At 65.6% G+C, this 15648-nt stretch carries 16 protein-coding genes; 9 read left to right on the plus strand and 7 right to left on the minus strand.

Annotated elements, in window-relative coordinates; all coding sequences use genetic code 11:
• Positions 1 to 2: 2 nt before the first annotated feature.
• The 3 genes from purB to HAP47_RS15775 form a co-directional block, all read right to left on the minus strand.
• Positions 3 to 1310, minus strand: a complete 1308-nt coding sequence (purB, locus tag HAP47_RS15765) for an adenylosuccinate lyase (RefSeq protein ID WP_173637454.1) — start codon at positions 1308 to 1310, stop codon at positions 3 to 5.
• A 175-nt stretch (positions 1311 to 1485) separates the two neighbouring features.
• Positions 1486 to 2151, minus strand: a complete 666-nt coding sequence (locus tag HAP47_RS15770) for a response regulator (protein WP_173637453.1) — start codon at positions 2149 to 2151, stop codon at positions 1486 to 1488.
• Positions 2152 to 2170: 19 nt separating this feature from the next.
• Positions 2171 to 3541: a sensor histidine kinase gene (locus tag HAP47_RS15775; protein WP_173637452.1), complete on the minus strand. Its 1371-nt coding sequence runs from the start codon at positions 3539 to 3541 to the stop codon at positions 2171 to 2173.
• A gap of 221 nt (positions 3542 to 3762) precedes the next feature.
• Between HAP47_RS15775 and HAP47_RS15780 the strand changes: the two genes are divergently transcribed.
• The 5 genes from HAP47_RS15780 to HAP47_RS15795 all read left to right on the plus strand — a co-directional run bounded on the left by HAP47_RS15780 (position 3763) and on the right by HAP47_RS15795 (position 7180).
• A complete protein-coding gene (locus HAP47_RS15780; protein WP_173637451.1) occupies positions 3763 to 4554 on the plus strand; it encodes a MotA/TolQ/ExbB proton channel family protein in 792 nt (263 codons plus the stop codon).
• Positions 4551 to 5222, plus strand: a complete 672-nt coding sequence (locus HAP47_RS15785; protein WP_173637450.1) for a hypothetical protein — start codon at positions 4551 to 4553, stop codon at positions 5220 to 5222. The genes HAP47_RS15780 and HAP47_RS15785 overlap by 4 nt, the downstream gene beginning before the upstream one ends.
• A complete protein-coding gene (locus HAP47_RS15790; RefSeq protein WP_173637449.1) occupies positions 5215 to 5823 on the plus strand; it encodes a hypothetical protein in 609 nt (202 codons plus the stop codon). Before HAP47_RS15785 ends, HAP47_RS15790 begins: the two co-directional genes overlap by 8 nt.
• Positions 5824 to 6455: 632 nt before the next feature.
• On the plus strand, positions 6456 to 6590 hold the full coding sequence (locus HAP47_RS41320) for a hypothetical protein (RefSeq protein ID WP_256375171.1): 135 nt from the start codon (positions 6456 to 6458) through the stop codon (positions 6588 to 6590).
• Positions 6587 to 7180 (plus strand): TetR family transcriptional regulator, encoded by a 594-nt coding sequence (locus HAP47_RS15795; RefSeq protein ID WP_173637448.1) that lies wholly within the window; start codon positions 6587 to 6589, stop codon positions 7178 to 7180. Before HAP47_RS41320 ends, HAP47_RS15795 begins: the two co-directional genes overlap by 4 nt.
• Before the next feature lie 115 nt (positions 7181 to 7295).
• Here HAP47_RS15795 and HAP47_RS15800 read toward each other — a convergent pair whose 3' ends face one another.
• The gene (locus tag HAP47_RS15800) at positions 7296 to 8177 is read right to left on the minus strand and encodes an SDR family NAD(P)-dependent oxidoreductase (RefSeq protein WP_173637447.1); all 882 of its coding nucleotides are present in this window, start codon (positions 8175 to 8177) and stop codon (positions 7296 to 7298) included.
• Positions 8178 to 8250: 73 nt separating this feature from the next.
• On the opposite strand from HAP47_RS15800, the gene HAP47_RS15805 reads away from it, so the two are divergent.
• The 3 genes from HAP47_RS15805 to HAP47_RS15815 all read left to right on the plus strand — a co-directional run bounded on the left by HAP47_RS15805 (position 8251) and on the right by HAP47_RS15815 (position 11068).
• Entirely contained in the window at positions 8251 to 8715 is a 465-nt protein-coding gene (locus HAP47_RS15805) for a MarR family winged helix-turn-helix transcriptional regulator (RefSeq protein WP_173637446.1), read from the plus strand.
• A gap of 128 nt (positions 8716 to 8843) precedes the next feature.
• Positions 8844 to 9584, plus strand: coding sequence for a metallophosphoesterase family protein (locus HAP47_RS15810; RefSeq protein ID WP_173637445.1), 741 nt, complete (start codon positions 8844 to 8846; stop codon positions 9582 to 9584).
• A gap of 5 nt (positions 9585 to 9589) precedes the next feature.
• The gene (locus HAP47_RS15815; protein WP_173637444.1) at positions 9590 to 11068 is read left to right on the plus strand and encodes a serine/threonine protein kinase; all 1479 of its coding nucleotides are present in this window, start codon (positions 9590 to 9592) and stop codon (positions 11066 to 11068) included.
• A 99-nt stretch (positions 11069 to 11167) separates the two neighbouring features.
• Here the strand turns inward: HAP47_RS15815 and rpe are convergent, their stop codons facing one another.
• Positions 11168 to 11869: a ribulose-phosphate 3-epimerase gene (rpe, locus tag HAP47_RS15820; RefSeq protein WP_173637443.1), complete on the minus strand. Its 702-nt coding sequence runs from the start codon at positions 11867 to 11869 to the stop codon at positions 11168 to 11170.
• Positions 11870 to 12120: 251 nt separating this feature from the next.
• On the opposite strand from rpe, the gene HAP47_RS15825 reads away from it, so the two are divergent.
• Positions 12121 to 12945, plus strand: coding sequence for an EF-hand domain-containing protein (locus HAP47_RS15825; protein ID WP_173637442.1), 825 nt, complete (start codon positions 12121 to 12123; stop codon positions 12943 to 12945).
• A gap of 233 nt (positions 12946 to 13178) precedes the next feature.
• On the opposite strand, the gene HAP47_RS15830 is transcribed toward HAP47_RS15825, so the two are convergent.
• Entirely contained in the window at positions 13179 to 14174 is a 996-nt protein-coding gene (locus HAP47_RS15830) for a P1 family peptidase (protein ID WP_173637441.1), read from the minus strand.
• Positions 14175 to 14363: 189 nt separating this feature from the next.
• Positions 14364 to 15482, minus strand: a complete 1119-nt coding sequence (locus tag HAP47_RS15835; protein WP_173637440.1) for a branched-chain amino acid ABC transporter substrate-binding protein — start codon at positions 15480 to 15482, stop codon at positions 14364 to 14366.
• Between the last annotated feature and the right edge of the window lie 166 nt (positions 15483 to 15648).

A 15648-nucleotide genomic window follows, 5' to 3' on the forward strand; every position in this document is an offset into this window, starting at 1 on the left:
GGTTAGGTTTCCCCGAACACCCGCCGGAAGATCGTGTCGACATGCTTGAGGTGATAGCCGAGGTCGAATTTTTCCTCGATCTCGGCATCCGTCAGGTATTTCTTCACGTCCGCGTCCTGCTTCAGCAGCGTCTGGAAGTCGCCTTCGCCGCGCCAGACCGGCATCGCGTTGCGCTGCACGAATTTGTAGGCGTCCTCGCGGCTGGCGCCTTTCTGGGTCAACGCGATCAAGACGCGCTGCGAATGCACCAGGCCGCCGAGCCGGTCGAGGTTCTTCTGCATGTTCTGCGGATAGACCAGCAGCTTCTCGATCAGGCCAGCGAGCCGGACCAGCGCGAAGTCGAGCGTGACGGTGGCGTCGGGGGCCATCATGCGCTCGGCCGAGGAGTGCGAGATGTCGCGCTCGTGCCACAGCACGACGTTCTCCAGCGCCGGCGTTACATAGGCGCGCACCATGCGCGACAGGCCGGAGAGGTTCTCCGACAGCACCGGGTTGCGCTTGTGCGGCATCGCCGACGAGCCCTTCTGGCCCTCGGAGAAGAACTCCTCCGCTTCCAGCACCTCGGTGCGCTGCAGATGGCGCACTTCCACGGCGAGCCGTTCGACCGAGGCGGCGATCACGCCGAGGGTGGCAAAATACATCGCGTGGCGGTCGCGCGGGATCACCTGCGTCGAGACCGGCTCCGGCCGCAGGCCCATCGCTTTCGCGACGTGCTCTTCGACCCGCGGGTCGATCTGGGCGAAGGTGCCGACCGCGCCCGAGATCGCGCAGGTCGAGATTTCGTCGCGCGCGGCGACCAGGCGGGCGCGGGCGCGAGCGAACTCGGCATGGGCATAGGCGAGCTTGAGGCCGAAGGTGACCGGTTCGGCATGGATGCCGTGGGAGCGGCCGATGGTCGGCGTCAACTTGTGCTCGAAGGCGCGCGTCTTCAGTGCCGCCAGCACCCGGTCGAGATCGGCGATCAAGAGGTCGGCGGCGCGCTTGAGCTGGACGTTGAGGCAGGTGTCGAGCACGTCGGAGGAGGTCATGCCCTGGTGCACGAAGCGCGCCTCGGGGCCGACGATTTCTGCGAGATGGGTCAGGAAGGCGATGACGTCGTGCTTGGTCTCACGCTCGATCTCGTCGATCCGCGCGACGTCGAAGGTGGCGTCCTTGCCCTTGGCCCAGATCGTCCTGGCGGGTTCCCTGGGGATCACGCCGAGCTCGGCCAGCGCGTCGGCGGCATGCGCCTCGATCTCGAACCAGATCTTGAAACGCGTCTGCGGCTCCCAGATGGAAGCCATTTCCGGGCGGGTATAGCGGGGAATCATTGCGCACTCCGAATCGAGCGGGGCGGGGCCATTCACAGGGGAATATAGTGCGGAAAACCGGCCAATATAGCCGGCGTGGTGGCCGCAGCCCGGATGAGCGCAAGCGATATCCGGGGCCTCGCGGCCGCTCCCGGGTGTCACTTGCGCTCACCCGCTACAGGGACGGAGGGACGGTCTACAAATTCGCCAGTCCGCATTCGACCGCCAAGCGGACCAGCTGGGCGTCGGTCCGCATGCCGGTCTTGGCCTTGATCAGATAGTGATAGTTCTGCACGGTCTTGGTGCTGAGGTTGAGGTTTGCAGCGATCTGTTCCTTGGTGCTGCCGGCAGCGAACTGACGGAGAATCTCGATCTCCCGCTCGCCGAGCTGGTCGAGGGCCGATTTGGCCGGCACCAGGCTCTCCAGCGCGAGCACCCGGGCGACGTCGTCGCTCATCGCATGCTCGCCGCGCGCCACCGAGCGGATCGCCGCGATCAATTCGGCCGGCTCGCTGCCCTTGGTGACGAAGCCGCTGGCGCCGGCGCCGAACGCCGCCTTCACCTGGGCGGCCTCGCTGTGCATGCTGAACACCAGGATGCGGGCGTCGGCATCGCGCGCGCGGATGTTGCGGATCGCTTCCAGTCCGCTCGCGCCGGGCATCGAGATGTCCATCACCACCACATCGGGCTGGTGCGACTTGAAGGCGCGGTAGGCATTGGCGGCGTTGTCGGCCTCGGCGACCACGCGGAAATCGTCCTGATGCTCGAGCACGCGCCGGTAGCCCTGGCGGACGACGGGATGATCGTCCACCAAGAGGATCGAGATGCCGCGACTCTTCACGTTCGTTGTCTTTACGGCCATCGTCTTTGCAGTCGTCATCTCAGGCGGCAAGCGGGATCGTGGCGGCGACCGAGAGGCCGCGGCTGGCCCGCGCGATCGACAGCGAGCCGCCGAGTGCGGCGACGCGCTCGCTGACGCCGGTGAGGCCGAAGCCCGCCGACTGCGCCACCTTGGCCGCATCGCCGCCGCCGTCGTCCTCGACCCGCACCAAGAGCGCGTTCTCGGTTCCGGTGCGCCGCTCGATCCGCAGCACGATCTCGCGCGCGGCGCTATGGCGCAGCGCATTGGTCAGGCACTCCTGCGCGATGCGATAGGCAGTCGCGGCGACCGTGCCGCTGATGTCGGCGAGATCGCCCTGCAAATCGAGCTGGATCATCGGCTGCGTCGTGCGTGATCGCCAGCTGTCGACCAGATCGACCAGGCTTGCCTCCAGCCCGAGTTCCTCGGCCGGCGGATGGCGCAGGCGGTTCAACGTATCGCGCAGGCAGGCGATGATGCGGCGCGTGGCCTGCGAGATCATCCGTGCGTCCTGCGCAATTTCGGTGCCGGCGGCGTATTTGTCGCCGGCGCTTGCCTCGATCGTGGTGGCGAAGGCGAGGATCGCGGTGAGATTCTGGCCGAACTCGTCGTGCAGCTCGCGGGCCAGCGCGCGGCGTTCGTCGCTGCGGATTTCGAGCAGCCGCCGCGTCAGCATCGTGCGCTCCTCCTCGGCCTGCGCGAGGCGGTCGCCGAGATCGCCGACGGCGCGTCCGATCATCGCGAGATCCATCGAGCGGACGCGCGGCAGCGGCGTGCGGTACTCGCCGTCGGCCATGCGCCGCAGAGCTGACACGATCGAGTGGGCGGGCGCCAGCGTGTGCGCGATCGCGAGCGAGGCGAGCAGCGCGATCGCGAGCGCCATCAGCAGCGCGACATGGATATTGTCCAGGATGTGCTGCCAGGCGAGCGCGATCGCGGCGTCCGGATCGGAGATGGCGCGGACGGTTCCAGCCGTCGCGGCGCGGGCGCTGATCGGCCGCTCGACGGTGGCGTGATCGCCGAGCACCGTCTGCACGGTTGCCGCGAACCAGCGCGGCGGCGCCCTACCGATCCCCTTGCTCTGGCCGCAGAGCGGCTTCTCGAAGGCGCCGGCCGGTTCGAACTGCACGCAGATCCCCGGCGCGATCAATCCCATGGTTTCGATGGTCCGCCAGTCCGGCGCCGGCAGCAGTTGCTCGCGCATCCGGTTGCTGCGCAGCAGCAATTCGCGCCAGTACAATGCTTCAAGCGCCTGCGAGACCCGCTCGGCGGACGCCGACGTGGCGCGATCGACGCTGCGGTAGGCATCGATCGTGGCCCAGCCGGTGGCCGCGCCGAGGCACAGCGCGACGATGACGAGCAGGCGGGCGACCAGTTGAAGCACGAGGCGCATGCGATCACTCCAAAGCCGGAGCACGATCCAGAATGAAGGACGAAGCGTAACAGCAACCCCGTTCCCGGCAAGTGCAAGCATGCCCAGCCATGCAGGTCGGGAAATTTGCCCGACGAAACTTGGGCAGATGTCTTTGGACGACACACGCCGGCTCTGCTCTAACAGAAGGCGAGGCCGCCGCGGAGCCTCATGGAACAATCGTCACAGGGAGCTCACGCAGCATGAATGCCAAGGTCGGCGCCGCCGCATCGGCCGGCACGGATGCGGCGGAGCGCAGCGTCCTGCTGCTCTGGATGATCTTCACCGGCCTTTCGGTGTTCGCCGCCTTCCTGCTGTGGCGCTACGGGCTGATCCGCCTCATGGTCAATTCCGACCGCACCTATATTTCCAGCGTCATCGCCGTGCTCTACATCGTCACCTGCATCCATTGCTTCTGGCGGACGCGGGCGATTGCGCGGGAAGGCGAGGTCGCGCGCGGCTGCCGCGCCATCCTCGCCGCGCCCGATGGCGCCAAGGTGCTTGTATCAGAGGCGCTTGCATCGGACGCGCGCGGCCTGCCCGGTGGCCTCGTCACCGATCACATCAAGAGCCTGGTGCAGAAGGCCGATGCGCAAGCCAAAGGCCGCATCGACCAGACCCTGCTGCTGCGGACGCTGGCGGATCGCCTGCGCGGCTCGAACGGCTTTGGCGCCTTCGTCTCCGACACGCTGATGAAGCTCGGCCTGCTCGGCACCATCATCGGCTTCATCATCATGCTGGCGCCGATCGCCACCCTCGATGCCGCCGACAAGGTCGCGATGAAATCATCGATGGGCCTGATGAGCGACGGAATGGCGGTCGCGATGTACACGACGCTGGCCGGGCTGATCGGATCGATCCTGGTCCGGATCCAGTACTACATGCTGGATTCCGCGACCCAGCGGGTGTTTTCCGATGCCGTCGTGCTGACCGAGACGCACGTCACCCCGGCGTTGGAGCGTCGCCTTGGTACGCCCCTTGGAACGTCGCCATGATGGACGAGTTCGGGCTCTATCCGCGCGAGGAAGCATTCGATCCCCTCGGTGTCATGCTGTTCAAGGCGCTGCAGGTCGTCGCTTTCCTGTTCTTCCTGGCGCTACTGGCGGTGTCGCCGGACTCCAAGGAAGGCAAGATCGAATCCAAGGCGGAGTTCATCATCACGATGGACTGGCCGGACAACCACCCTGATGATCTCGACCTGTTCGTGCAGGACCCGGCCGGCAACATCGCCTGGTACCGGCATCGCGAGGCCGGCTTCCTGACGCTCGATCGTGACGATCGCGGCGGCGCCAACGACTTCATCGTGGTCAACGGCAAGAAGATCGCGTCGCCGATCCGCGAGGAGATCGTCACCTTGCGCGGCATCGTCGCCGGCGAATACACCGTCAACGTCTCGCATTTCCAGGCGACGACCGGCGAGCCGGTGCAGGCCAATGTGAAGGTGCAGAAGCTCAATCCGACGGCGCAGGTCATCTTCGACGACAAGCTGACCGTCACTCACACCGGCGACGAGAAGACCGCGGTCAGGTTTCGCATCGACGCCGAGGGCAAGGTGATCAACGTGGACCAGCGGCCGAAATCGCTGCTGGAGACGTTTCGTAACGTCCACGCCAACGGCGCCGATCTCGACCCGAAGACCGGGGTGAGGATGCGCCGTGATTAGTCTGCAATCAGTGATTCTCACGCTTGCGGTCGCCTACGCGGCGGTCGGCGCGCTGCTGCTGATCGTGCTGGTCTATGCGCGGCTGCACTGGTCGCTGAAAGCGATCGTGATCGTCGTGACCAGCGCGTTCTATTTCGTCAGCTTCGGCGGCATGCGCAGCCTGCTCGGCTGGGCCTCCGCGGAAAAGCTGCCGGCGAACTTCAAGCTGCTCTCGACGCGGATCGTGGAGCCGCATTCGCTGGAGGGCGATCCGGGCTCGATCTATCTCTGGGTGGAAGAGCTTGATGAAGACAACCGGCCGAGCGCCGTGCCGCGCGCCTTCCGGATTCCCTATAGCGACGCGCTGGCGGAGCAGACCCACACCGCCGACAACGAGATCAAGGCCGGGCATCCGCAGGGTGGACGGGCAGCCGATTTCGGCGGCGGCGACGGGACCATCATGGACTTCGTCAGGGAGTACATCACACCGAAGACCATCCTGGAGACCACCGGCGGCGACTCCACGACCGGGACCTTCGTGCCGCCGCCGGCCGGCGCACAAGGGTCGGTCTTCACGCCGCTGCCGCCGCCTCGGATGCCGCCCAAGGACGAGCAGCAATAGGTGGATGCGCACCGACACGCGGATGGCATAAAAATAGGGATCGCCAATAATCGGTCAGCCGGGTGGACGGTAGTCATCCGGAATCCCGCCAACGGTCAGGTGGGTGTAATCTAAGTCCTAACCGGGGCTAGATTTCATCCCGAAGCCATTTTCCCGGCAAAGGGGCCGCTGCGTGAAGCGGCCCCTTTCGATTCCGGCGCCAATTCCACGGTTTGAGGTTCCGGTGCTGGAGGCGGCCTCAGAGCACTGTCAGGAATGCGATCGCGAGAACCATCAGCCACCCGACGATGATGAGCGAGACCACCGCGCCCGCGGTGATCTTGGCGATCTCCTTGAAGGTCATCGGCCGGTCCATGCAAACCTCTCCCGGGCAGCCCTGAGGGGGACATAGGTACGGACTGGCTAGTCGCCCCGGCCGCTCACGGAACGGTGTAGCGCGCAGCATGGCCGGGCCGCAGGGGCCCGTCCCGACGCATAGCTGTCATCTCGCAAAGTTTGTCTGACAGATATTGAAATCTGTCAGCGGGATGGTCTATATGCTAACGAGCCCAAGGGAGGAGGGCGCCCAGTGGCTGTTCCGGCATTTGGCCGGGGAGCCGTACTTAATTTGACTACCTCGAAGGACTACCTCCATGACGATAGAAATCTTTCAATTGACCGCCCAGATTCAACAGTGGCTCAATCTTCGCGTCGCCCGCCATTTGGCAGCCCAGGCCGCCAAGTTCAGCCGCGGGCAGGACAGCGATAACCAGACGGTAAACGCATGAACGAGGCGGTGGTATTGACACCCGAGCGGATCCTCGAAGCAACCGAGGATGTTTTGAGGCGCTTCGGGCTCGCCAAGGCCACCGTTGTCGACGTTGCCCGTGCGCTGGATGTGAGCCACGGCAGCGTCTACCGCCATTTCCCCAGCAAGGCCTCGCTCCGCGATGCGGTCGCCAAACGCTGGCTCGACCGCGCCAACGAGCCGCTGTGCAAGCTGGCGGCAAGCGATGGCCCTGCGCCGGAACGGCTGGAGAAATGGCTGCGCACCGCCTTCACGATCAAGCAGAAGAAGGTCTGTGACGATCCCGAGATGTTCGCGACCTACCTCGCGCTTGCGCAGGACGCGCGCGAGGTGGTGGAAGCCTACAAGGACAAGCAGGTCGATCTGATCGCGAAAATCCTGTCCGACGGTGTCGCGCAGGGCGTGTTCGAGGTCGACAATGTGAAGGCGACCGCGCGGGCCGTGTTCGACGCCACCGTCCGCTACCACCACCCGGCGCACGCCGAGGAATGGGCCAAGCCCGAATGCCCGTCGCGGATTGACGCCCTGATTGCCCTGCTGCTGCGGGGCGTGCGGGTGTGCAAGCACTAGCTCGTCTCCGAAGAGCACACTGCCGCAGAAACCCGCGACGATGCTCTGGCATGTGGACAGCCGGACCGTGCGAGGCAGCGGTGCGCGATAGGTCCTTCCAACCGCAAGGACGGACTCACATGCTTGAGGGGATCGCTCGGAGCACGTCTTTGGTGATTGCCCACACGGCCCGCCGGACATCAGGATCGTCGGCGGGTGATGCAGGCTTCAGTGGCCTTGTGCCCTTGACGGAGAAATACCCACCCGAGACGGCCTCGAATTCTGCGTCCTTGGCGAGGCGGACGATGATGCCCGCTCCCCGACGGGGATCGCCAATCCTAAGCTTCGTCAGCATTCGTTCAAGGATCGGAGCAAAGCGCAGCTCCCGCCCCAGACCGGTGACGTTGAAGCCCGGATCGAGGCAGTTCGCTGTGACGCCCGTTCCCTCCAGCTGCCTTGCAAGTTCGAGCGAGAACATAATGTCCAGCAGTTTCGTCCGTCCGTAGATCCGTGAGGATCCCAAACGGGAAAACTGCGTGTGCGCAAACATGTCGCCGGTCAGCTCGACCATTGCGTGATGGCGCGATGCTTCCGATGCCGTGGTCACAATGCGCGAAGGCGCCGAGCGGATCAGCGTCTCACGCAGGGTGCGCGTAAGCAGCCAGGGCGCGAGGTAGTTGACCGCCATCATTTCGTCGTAGCCGTCAATCGTGGTCCGCGGCGCGAAGGCGTGAATGCCCGCGTTGTTGATCAGCACGTCGATCCTGTCATATCGCGCGGCGATCGTCCGGCCGGCAGCGGCAACGGTCTCCAAACGCGTCAGGTCCGCAAAATGAAAATCGATTTGCGCCTGCGGTGCTATCCCCCTGATTGCCTTCCGCGTGGCTTCGGCGTTGACCTCGGAGCGGGCGATCAAAACGAGATGTGCGCCTCGGCTGGCCATCTCGGTCGCAGCCAGACGTCCGATCCCGCTCGTGGCGCCAGTCATGACGATGATGGGGGCAGGAATATCGGGCATGGACACCTCACGGATATAGTGGATATATATCCATCATATCTGCAGCGCCAAGGAATGGAAGGCAGCCCGGCGCATGGCGTCCTCAGTTGAAAACGAAACAAATGAGATGCCGCCGCTCTGGCTGTCGCTCGGCGAACAGCTCAATGCACTGCTGAGCGCGTCCCGCGCGGTCGCGGCTGAAATGGCTGCCAGTTTCGACGCCGATCTGCAACCGGCGGCCTACCACATCATCCAGTGGCTTTACGCGTTCGGGCCTGCCCAGGCGAGCCATGTCGCGGACGCGTTGGCCATGGACCGAAGCGCGACCAGCCGCCTGGTTCGGCAGCTCAAGCAAGCCGGAATCGTCGAGTCTCGTCCCGATCCAGCCGACAAGCGCGGAGTTCTACTGTCCCTCACAGACCAAGGTTCGAACAAAATGCGCGCGGCGATCAAGCACAAGGGCGAGGTCTTTCGCCGTCGTCTCGATGGCTGGAGCGAGGCGGATCTACGCCTCTTCACGGCCCTGCTTCGTCGCTTCAACACGGGGATGGCAGACTAGCTCGCTCCCCTCCCGAATTCACGGCGTCCAGATACCGCCTTCTGCCCGATTGCGAGCTGGAGGCCGCTTGTGCTTGATGGCGGTCAAGATCAGGCTCGCTCCCTTGAGGCTAACTGCTGCGGAAGACGATGCGGCTCGCGCTCTTTGCGGATATCCACGCCAACCGGCAGGCCTTCGCGGCCTGCCTTGATGCTGCGCGTGCGCGCGGCGCCGAACGGCTGATCTGCCTCGGCGATATCGTTGGCTATGGCGCCGATCCGGATTGGGCCGTCGACACAGTGATGGACCTCGTGGCCAAGGGCGCGATCGCGGTGCGCGGCAACCATGACAATGCGATCGGCGTGCCGAGCGACAGCATGACTGCCGACGCGCAGGCCGCCATCGACTGGACTCGCGGCCGGCTCAGCGGCGAGCAAAAGCAGTTCCTTGCGAGCCTGCCGATCAAGCGCGAGGAGGACTACCGTCTCTACGTGCATTCGGAAGCCTCCGATCCGGCGAAGTGGCGCTATATCCGCGACACTGCCGACGCTGCGCGCAGCATGATGGCAACCGAATTGCAGATCACCTTCTGCGGCCACATCCATCGTCCGGGCCTCTACTCGATGTCCTCGACCGCGAAGATGACCAGCTTCGTTCCGACCGCGGGCGTCGCGGTGCAATTGTTGACGGGGCGGCGCTGGCTAGCCGTGCTCGGCTCGGTCGGCCAGCCGCGCGACGGCGATCCGGCGGCTTCGTTTGCGATGTTCGACACCATCAGCCGCGAGATCACCTATCACCGCGCGCCCTACGACGTCGCGACCGCCGCGGCGCGGATCAAGGCCAGCGGCCTGCCGCATTGGCTCGCCGACCGCCTGCCGATCGGCAGGTAATGCAGATGGCGGCGCTGACGATGCAGCCGGGCACCGAGATCGATGGCTTCACCATCGGCGAGCGCGTGCACCGCGGCGGCATGGCAACGCTGTGGACCGTCACCCATCCGGGCATCACCGTGCCGCTTTTGATGAAGGTGCCGCTCACCTCGGAGGGCGAGGATCCGGCGGCGATCGTCAGCTTCGAGATGGAGCAGATGATCCTGCCGCGGCTGTCGGGGCCGCACGTGCCGGCCTGTTTCGGCAGCGGCGATTTCGAGCGCCAGGCCTATGTGGTGATGGAGCGCATCCCCGGCCAGACGCTCTACAAGCGGCTCGACGCCCTGCCGATGCCGTATGAGGAGGTAAGGGTGATCGGCGGCAAGGTCGCGACCGCGCTCGCCAGCCTGCACCGGCAGAACGTCATCCATCACGACATCAAGCCGAGCAGCATCATGTTCCGCGAGCGCGGCGAGGCGGTGCTGATCGATTTCGGTCTCTCGCATCACCAGCATCTGCCCGACCTGTTACAGGAGGAGTTTCGGCTGCCTTACGGCACCGCGCCGTATATGGCGCCGGAACGCCTGCTCGGTGTGCGCGACGATCCGCGCAGCGATCTGTTTTCGCTCGGCGTGCTGCTCTATTTCTTCACCACCGGCGTTCGCCCGTTCGGCGAGACCGAGACCCTGCGCGGCATGCGCCGGCGGCTGTGGCGCGACCCGTATCCGCCGCGCAAGCTGAAGCCCGACTATCCGCTTTGGTTGCAGGAGATCGTGCTGCGCTGTCTGGAGATCGACCCGGCCGCGCGCTACCCGACCGCGGCGCAGCTTGCGTTCGATCTCGGCCACCCCGAGCAGGTCAAGCTGACGGCGCGGGCGCAGCGGCTCGATCGCGATCCGCTCGGCACGGTGTGGCGCCGCCGCTTCAATCTCGGTGCGGTGCCGCCGCAGCCGAAGTCCGATGTCGCGGCGCAGCTCGCCTCGAGCCCGATCGTCGCCGTCGCGCTCGATCTCGGCGAGGGGACCGAGGCGCTGAACGAGACCATCCGCGTCACCGCCGAGCAGGTGCTGTCGACGTCGCCGTCGGCGCGGCTCGCCTGCGTCAACGTGCTGAAGCTCAATCGCCTGGCGATCGACCGCACCCATGACGAGCAGGGCCAGAACAAGCATGTCGACCGCCTGGTGGCGCTCCAGCATTGGGCGCGGCCGTTCAGGCTCGAGGAGGGGCGGCTGACCGTGCATGTGCTGGAGGCGATCGATCCCGCTGCCGCCATCCTGGAATTCGCCGCGGTCAATCTGGTCGACCACATCATCATCGGCGCGCGGCAGAACTCGGTGCGGCGTGCGCTGCTCGGCAGCGTGTCCGCCAAGGTCGCAGGGGAAGCGCCGTGCACGGTGACCGTGGTACGGCCGTCGCGGCTGACGCCGGCGACGGAGGCCGAAGACGGCGACGGCGCGGCGGACCCGGCGACCGGTGCCGCGGTCACGCCGCCCGCATTATTCTAGAACTTCGGTTCTGATCGGATCAGAACCGAAGTTCTGGATTCTTGTTTGGACGCGTTTTCTTCACGCGAACCGGTACCCACTTGGCTCGAAAACGCTCTGTCAGATCGCTTCGCCGCGCGCCTCGGCGGCCGCATGGCGGATCGCGGCGATGTTGGTCTTGTAGGCCTCGATGGTGCCGCCCTTGAAGACGGCGGAGCCCGCGACGAAGGCATTGGCGCCGGCGGCGGCGAGTTGGCCGGCGACATCGGGCGCGACGCCGCCATCGACCTCGATGTCGATCGGGCGGCCCGCGACCATCGCCCTGACGTCGGAGATCTTGCCGATCGCCGAGCGGATGAAGGCCTGGCCGCCGAAGCCGGGATTGACCGACATCACCAGCACGAGGTCGATCAGGTCGAGCACATATTCGATCGCGCTCGCCGGCGTTGCCGGATTGAGCGAGACGCCGGCCTTCTTGCCGAGTGCGCGGATCGCCTGCAGCGAGCGGTGCAAATGCGGGCCGGCCTCGGCATGCACCGTGATGTGGTCGCAGCCCGCCTTGGCGAACGCCTCGAGATATGGGTCGCAAGGCGAGATCATCAGATGGGCGTCGAAGATCTTCTTGGTGTGCGGCCGCATCGCCTTGATGACGTCGGGGCCATACGAGATGTTGGGAACAAAGTGTCCGTCCATCACGTCGAGATGGATCCAGTCGGCGCCGGCCTGGTCGACGGCGCGGACCTCCTCGCCGAGTTTTGAGAAATCCGACGCCAGGATCGACGGAGCGATGACGAGGGGACGCGGTGTGAATGACTGAGTCATAGCGCAGTTCCGAAAGGCTTCAGGGGGCGACGGGTGATCCCGCCTAACACGCGGGCGCGTGGCGGGCAATGCGAGCGGACGGCACCTTGGAGCCGGAAAATTCTGCCGCCGGCGGCAGCTCTTGCCGGGTGCGCGGAACCTGCATCGATGCGCCAAGGCCTGGATTTATTGGGTTTTTGCCATGGCATGCTCCTTGCTGCGCCTTTGGCAAGCGTTTGAGCCGCCATGCGCGGCCTTGTTGGAGTATTGCCATGTTATTTGCCATTGGCGCTGCGTCATCCGCCATCGATCTTTTGAGCTCGCTGATGTCGTCGAAGTCGACGACACAGACCGGCAGCTCCACGCAGGGAAATCAGTCGACCGGGCTGTTCTCGGCCTCGACCAGTACCTCGACGTCGACCAGCAGCAGCTCGGCTACCGGCTCGGGCAGCAGCAGCTCGACGCAGATTTCGCCGCTGACCATGAGCGCGCTGCTCGACGCGCAGAGCCAGTCGCAGACCACGGCCTCGACCAGTGCGACCCCGACCAGCCGGTCGGATGCGCTGAAGGACCTGTTCTCGCAGATCGACGCCGACGGCAACGGCCAGATCACCAAGACCGAATTCGAGAATGCGCTCGGCGCCGGCGGCACCAACATCGCGCAGGCCGACGACGTGTTCTCCAAGCTCGATACCAATGGCGACGGCAGCGTCAGCCTCGACGAGATGTCGCAGGCGTTGCAGGGCCACAAGGGCGGCGGCCATCACCATCACCACGCAGCCGGCGGCGCGACCGACGGATCCGGCGCCAGCAGCGGCTCGGGCGGATCGAGCGATCCGCTGATGCAGGCGCTGAACGGCGCGACCTCGACGTCGGTGACCAACAGCGACGGCTCGACCACGACGACAACGACCTATGCCGACGGCTCCAAGGTGTCGATGACGTCGGCGGCCACGTCGTCGACCAACAGCAGCGCGAACTCGTCCTCTGCCGGCAGCAACGCGACCTCGTCCTACAATTTCATCGAGCAGCTGATCCAGCGCCAGTCGCAGGCGATCTCGGCCCAGGCCTCGTCGTCGCTGTCGGTCAGCGCTTAAAGCAACATTCTTCGCTTTGAATGGAGCAGGCTGGCTCTGCTTCGCCTCGCCCCGCGTGCGGGGAGAGGCCGGAGCGGATCGTGAGATGCGCTCCGGGTGAGGGGGAGTCTCCACGAATGCACCTGTCACCGTTGATGCGGCGGCGGCCCCTCACCGCAACCCTCTCCCCGTAAGAACGGGGCGAGGGAGCGCACCTCCCTCGTGGTCGCGCTTCAACTCGACTTCATGATGATTTAGCCGAACCGGTCCTGCCAGCTCGGCAGTGCGCCGGGGAAGGGCAGGGCGGTGGCTGAATGGACGCCGCGTGCGATCGCGCGCGCCACCGTGTTGGCGGCGATCGCGCCGAGCTTGGTCAGCCCAAACAGCGGATCGACCGGCTTGGCGCCCGTGGCCGCGGCAAACACCACGTCGCCATCGAGCGGGGCGTGCACCGGATAGATCGCGCGCGCCATGCCGGTCTGCGCGATCATCGCAAGCCGCCTCGCCTGCGGCTTGGTCAGCTGTGCATCGGTCACGACAATGACGAGCGTGGTGTTCTCGGCGGCGGTGGCGTCCGCGCCGCCCTTCAGCCGCAGCTTCAGCATGTCCGGCGTGAACGCGGGCGGCAGGCCGCGCCCGCCGAACTCGCCGGCGACCTCGAACGGCGCCGCCCAGAACCACGGGCCGCTGCCGACCGTAACGCTGCCGACCGCGTTGACCACCGCGAGCGCCGCCACCTTAACGCCGTCGTCGGTCACATCAGACGCCGAGCCGAGGCCGCCCTTGAGGGTGGCGGTGGTCGCGCCCATGCCGGCGCCGACGCTGCCGAGCTCGAAATTGTCGGAGGCGGCATTCGCGGCCGCGTAGCCGAGATCGCGATAGGGCGGAAAGCGTCCCCACGCCTTGTTGCCGCCGTTGAGCAGATCGAAGCAGATCGCGCCCGGCACGATCGGGATCACCGCATCGCGGATCCGAAAGCCGCGGCCGCGCTCGGCAAGCCAGGCCTGCACGCCGCCGGCGGAGTCAAGCCCGAGCGCCGAACCGCCCGACAGCGTGATGGCATCGATCGCCTCGACGACATTGTGCGGAGACAGCAGCGCGTCCTCGCGGGTGCCCGGACCGCCGCCGCGGACATCGATCGAGGCGACCGCCGGCCGCTCGAACAGGATCGCGGTGACGCCCGAGGCGATCATGGCGTCGTCGGCGTGGCCGACGCTGACGCCGGCAATATCGGTGAGAAGGTTTTTCACGATTGAGTCCGTCCGCCTGCTGTCCGATCGACCCGGTATAGCAGCCGCGGCGGATGCAGCAACCTTTGACCGCGCGTGCGCACGGACTTGCGGCAGGACTTAGGTAAGACCTGCAGGTATCCGGTCAAAAAAAACGCCCCGGCGGAGCGGGGCGTTTTCGTTGCTCTGAATGGATCGGGCGCGCGAGGATCAGGAGCCCTTCGGATTGATCTCGGTGTAGTTGCCCTTGGCGTCCCACTTGTAGACGACGTAGTCGATCGCCTTGATGTCGCCCTTGGCGTCGAAGCCCATCTTGCCGAGCACGGTGTCCCAGTCGCCGGCCTTGATGGTGTCCATCACCTTCTTGGCGTCGGTGGTGCCGGCCTTGGCGACGGCCTGCGTCCACACCTGCATCGCGGCGTAGGTGTAGAGCGTGTAGCCTTCGGGATCGATGTTCTTGGCCTTGAACTTCTCGACGATCGCCTTCGCGGTCGGCTTGTTGCGCGGATCGGGGCCGAAGGTGAACAGCGTGCCTTCGGCGGCGGGGCCGGTGATCGAGGCGAATTCCTTGTCGTTCATGGCGTCGCCCGCCATCAGCACGGTCTGCAGGCCCTGGTCGCGCATCTGGCGCAGGATCAGGCCGGCTTCCTGATGGTAGCCGCCGACATAGACCAGATCGATATTGTCGCGCTTGAGGCGCGAGACGATCGAGTTGAAGTCCTTGTCACCCTTGTTGTAGGACTCGAACATCTTCTCCTGGAAGCCGGCCTTGTTCAGCGCTTTCTTGGTCTCATCGGCGAGGCCTTTGCCGTAGGTGGTCTTGTCGTTCAGGATCGCGACGTTCTTGCCCTTGAAGTTCTTCATGATGTAGTCGGCGGCGACCAGGCCCTGCTGGTCGTCGCGACCGCAGACGCGCGCCACGTTCCACAGCTTGCGCTCGGTGAACAGCGGGTTGGTCGAGGCCGGGGTGATCTGCAGCACGTTGGCGTCGGCATAGGCCTCGGAGGCCGGGATCGAGGACGACGAGCAGAAATGGCCGGCCACGAACGGGATCTTCGCGGAGCCGATCTTTTCCGCGATCGAGCGCGCCTGCTTCGGATCGCAGGCATCGTCGTCGGCTTCCAGCGCGAGCTTCTTGCCGAGCACGCCGCCAGCGGCGTTGATATCGGCGACCGCCTGCTCGGCGCCGTTCTTCATCTGCCGGCCAAAAGCGGATTCGGAGCCCGTCATCGGGCCCGCGACTGCGATGGTGATGTCTTGCGCGAACGCGCTCGCCGATAATGCGAACGACGCGCCCAGTGCCAGGCCGATCAGCTTCAGTGATTTCATGAGACGTCCCTCGTGGTCGTTGCCTCTTGCGGAAGGGCCCGGCACGCCGGGCCCCAAAACCGCCGGCATTCTCGGCTGATTTCGCGGCGAAGTCACCGGCAATTTTCAGGCAAATCGACGCTGCATCAGCCGCATCCTGCTGCAAGGGGCGGCGCTCAGGGGTGAG

This window comes from Bradyrhizobium sp. 41S5 (assembly GCF_011516665.3).
GTDB classification, from domain to species: Bacteria; Pseudomonadota; Alphaproteobacteria; order Rhizobiales; family Xanthobacteraceae; genus Bradyrhizobium; species Bradyrhizobium quebecense.

Excerpts from the sequence above, each read along its gene's own strand:
- purB (WP_173637454.1), bottom strand. The coding sequence starts at position 1,310 with ATGATTCCCCGCTATACCCGCCCGGAAATGGCTTCCATCTGGGAGCCG.
- HAP47_RS15770 (WP_173637453.1), bottom strand. The coding sequence starts at position 2,151 with ATGGCCGTAAAGACAACGAACGTGAAGAGTCGCGGCATCTCGATCCTC.
- HAP47_RS15775 (WP_173637452.1), bottom strand. The coding sequence starts at position 3,541 with ATGCGCCTCGTGCTTCAACTGGTCGCCCGCCTGCTCGTCATCGTCGCG.
- HAP47_RS15780 (WP_173637451.1), top strand. The coding sequence starts at position 3,763 with ATGAATGCCAAGGTCGGCGCCGCCGCATCGGCCGGCACGGATGCGGCG.
- HAP47_RS15785 (WP_173637450.1), top strand. The coding sequence starts at position 4,551 with ATGATGGACGAGTTCGGGCTCTATCCGCGCGAGGAAGCATTCGATCCC.
- HAP47_RS41320 (WP_256375171.1), top strand. The coding sequence starts at position 6,456 with ATGACGATAGAAATCTTTCAATTGACCGCCCAGATTCAACAGTGGCTC.
- HAP47_RS15795 (WP_173637448.1), top strand. The coding sequence starts at position 6,587 with ATGAACGAGGCGGTGGTATTGACACCCGAGCGGATCCTCGAAGCAACC.
- HAP47_RS15800 (WP_173637447.1), bottom strand. The coding sequence starts at position 8,177 with ATGCCCGATATTCCTGCCCCCATCATCGTCATGACTGGCGCCACGAGC.
- HAP47_RS15805 (WP_173637446.1), top strand. The coding sequence starts at position 8,251 with ATGGCGTCCTCAGTTGAAAACGAAACAAATGAGATGCCGCCGCTCTGG.
- HAP47_RS15810 (WP_173637445.1), top strand. The coding sequence starts at position 8,844 with ATGCGGCTCGCGCTCTTTGCGGATATCCACGCCAACCGGCAGGCCTTC.
- HAP47_RS15815 (WP_173637444.1), top strand. The coding sequence starts at position 9,590 with ATGGCGGCGCTGACGATGCAGCCGGGCACCGAGATCGATGGCTTCACC.
- rpe (WP_173637443.1), bottom strand. The coding sequence starts at position 11,869 with ATGACTCAGTCATTCACACCGCGTCCCCTCGTCATCGCTCCGTCGATC.
- HAP47_RS15825 (WP_173637442.1), top strand. The coding sequence starts at position 12,121 with ATGTTATTTGCCATTGGCGCTGCGTCATCCGCCATCGATCTTTTGAGC.
- HAP47_RS15835 (WP_173637440.1), bottom strand. The coding sequence starts at position 15,482 with ATGAAATCACTGAAGCTGATCGGCCTGGCACTGGGCGCGTCGTTCGCA.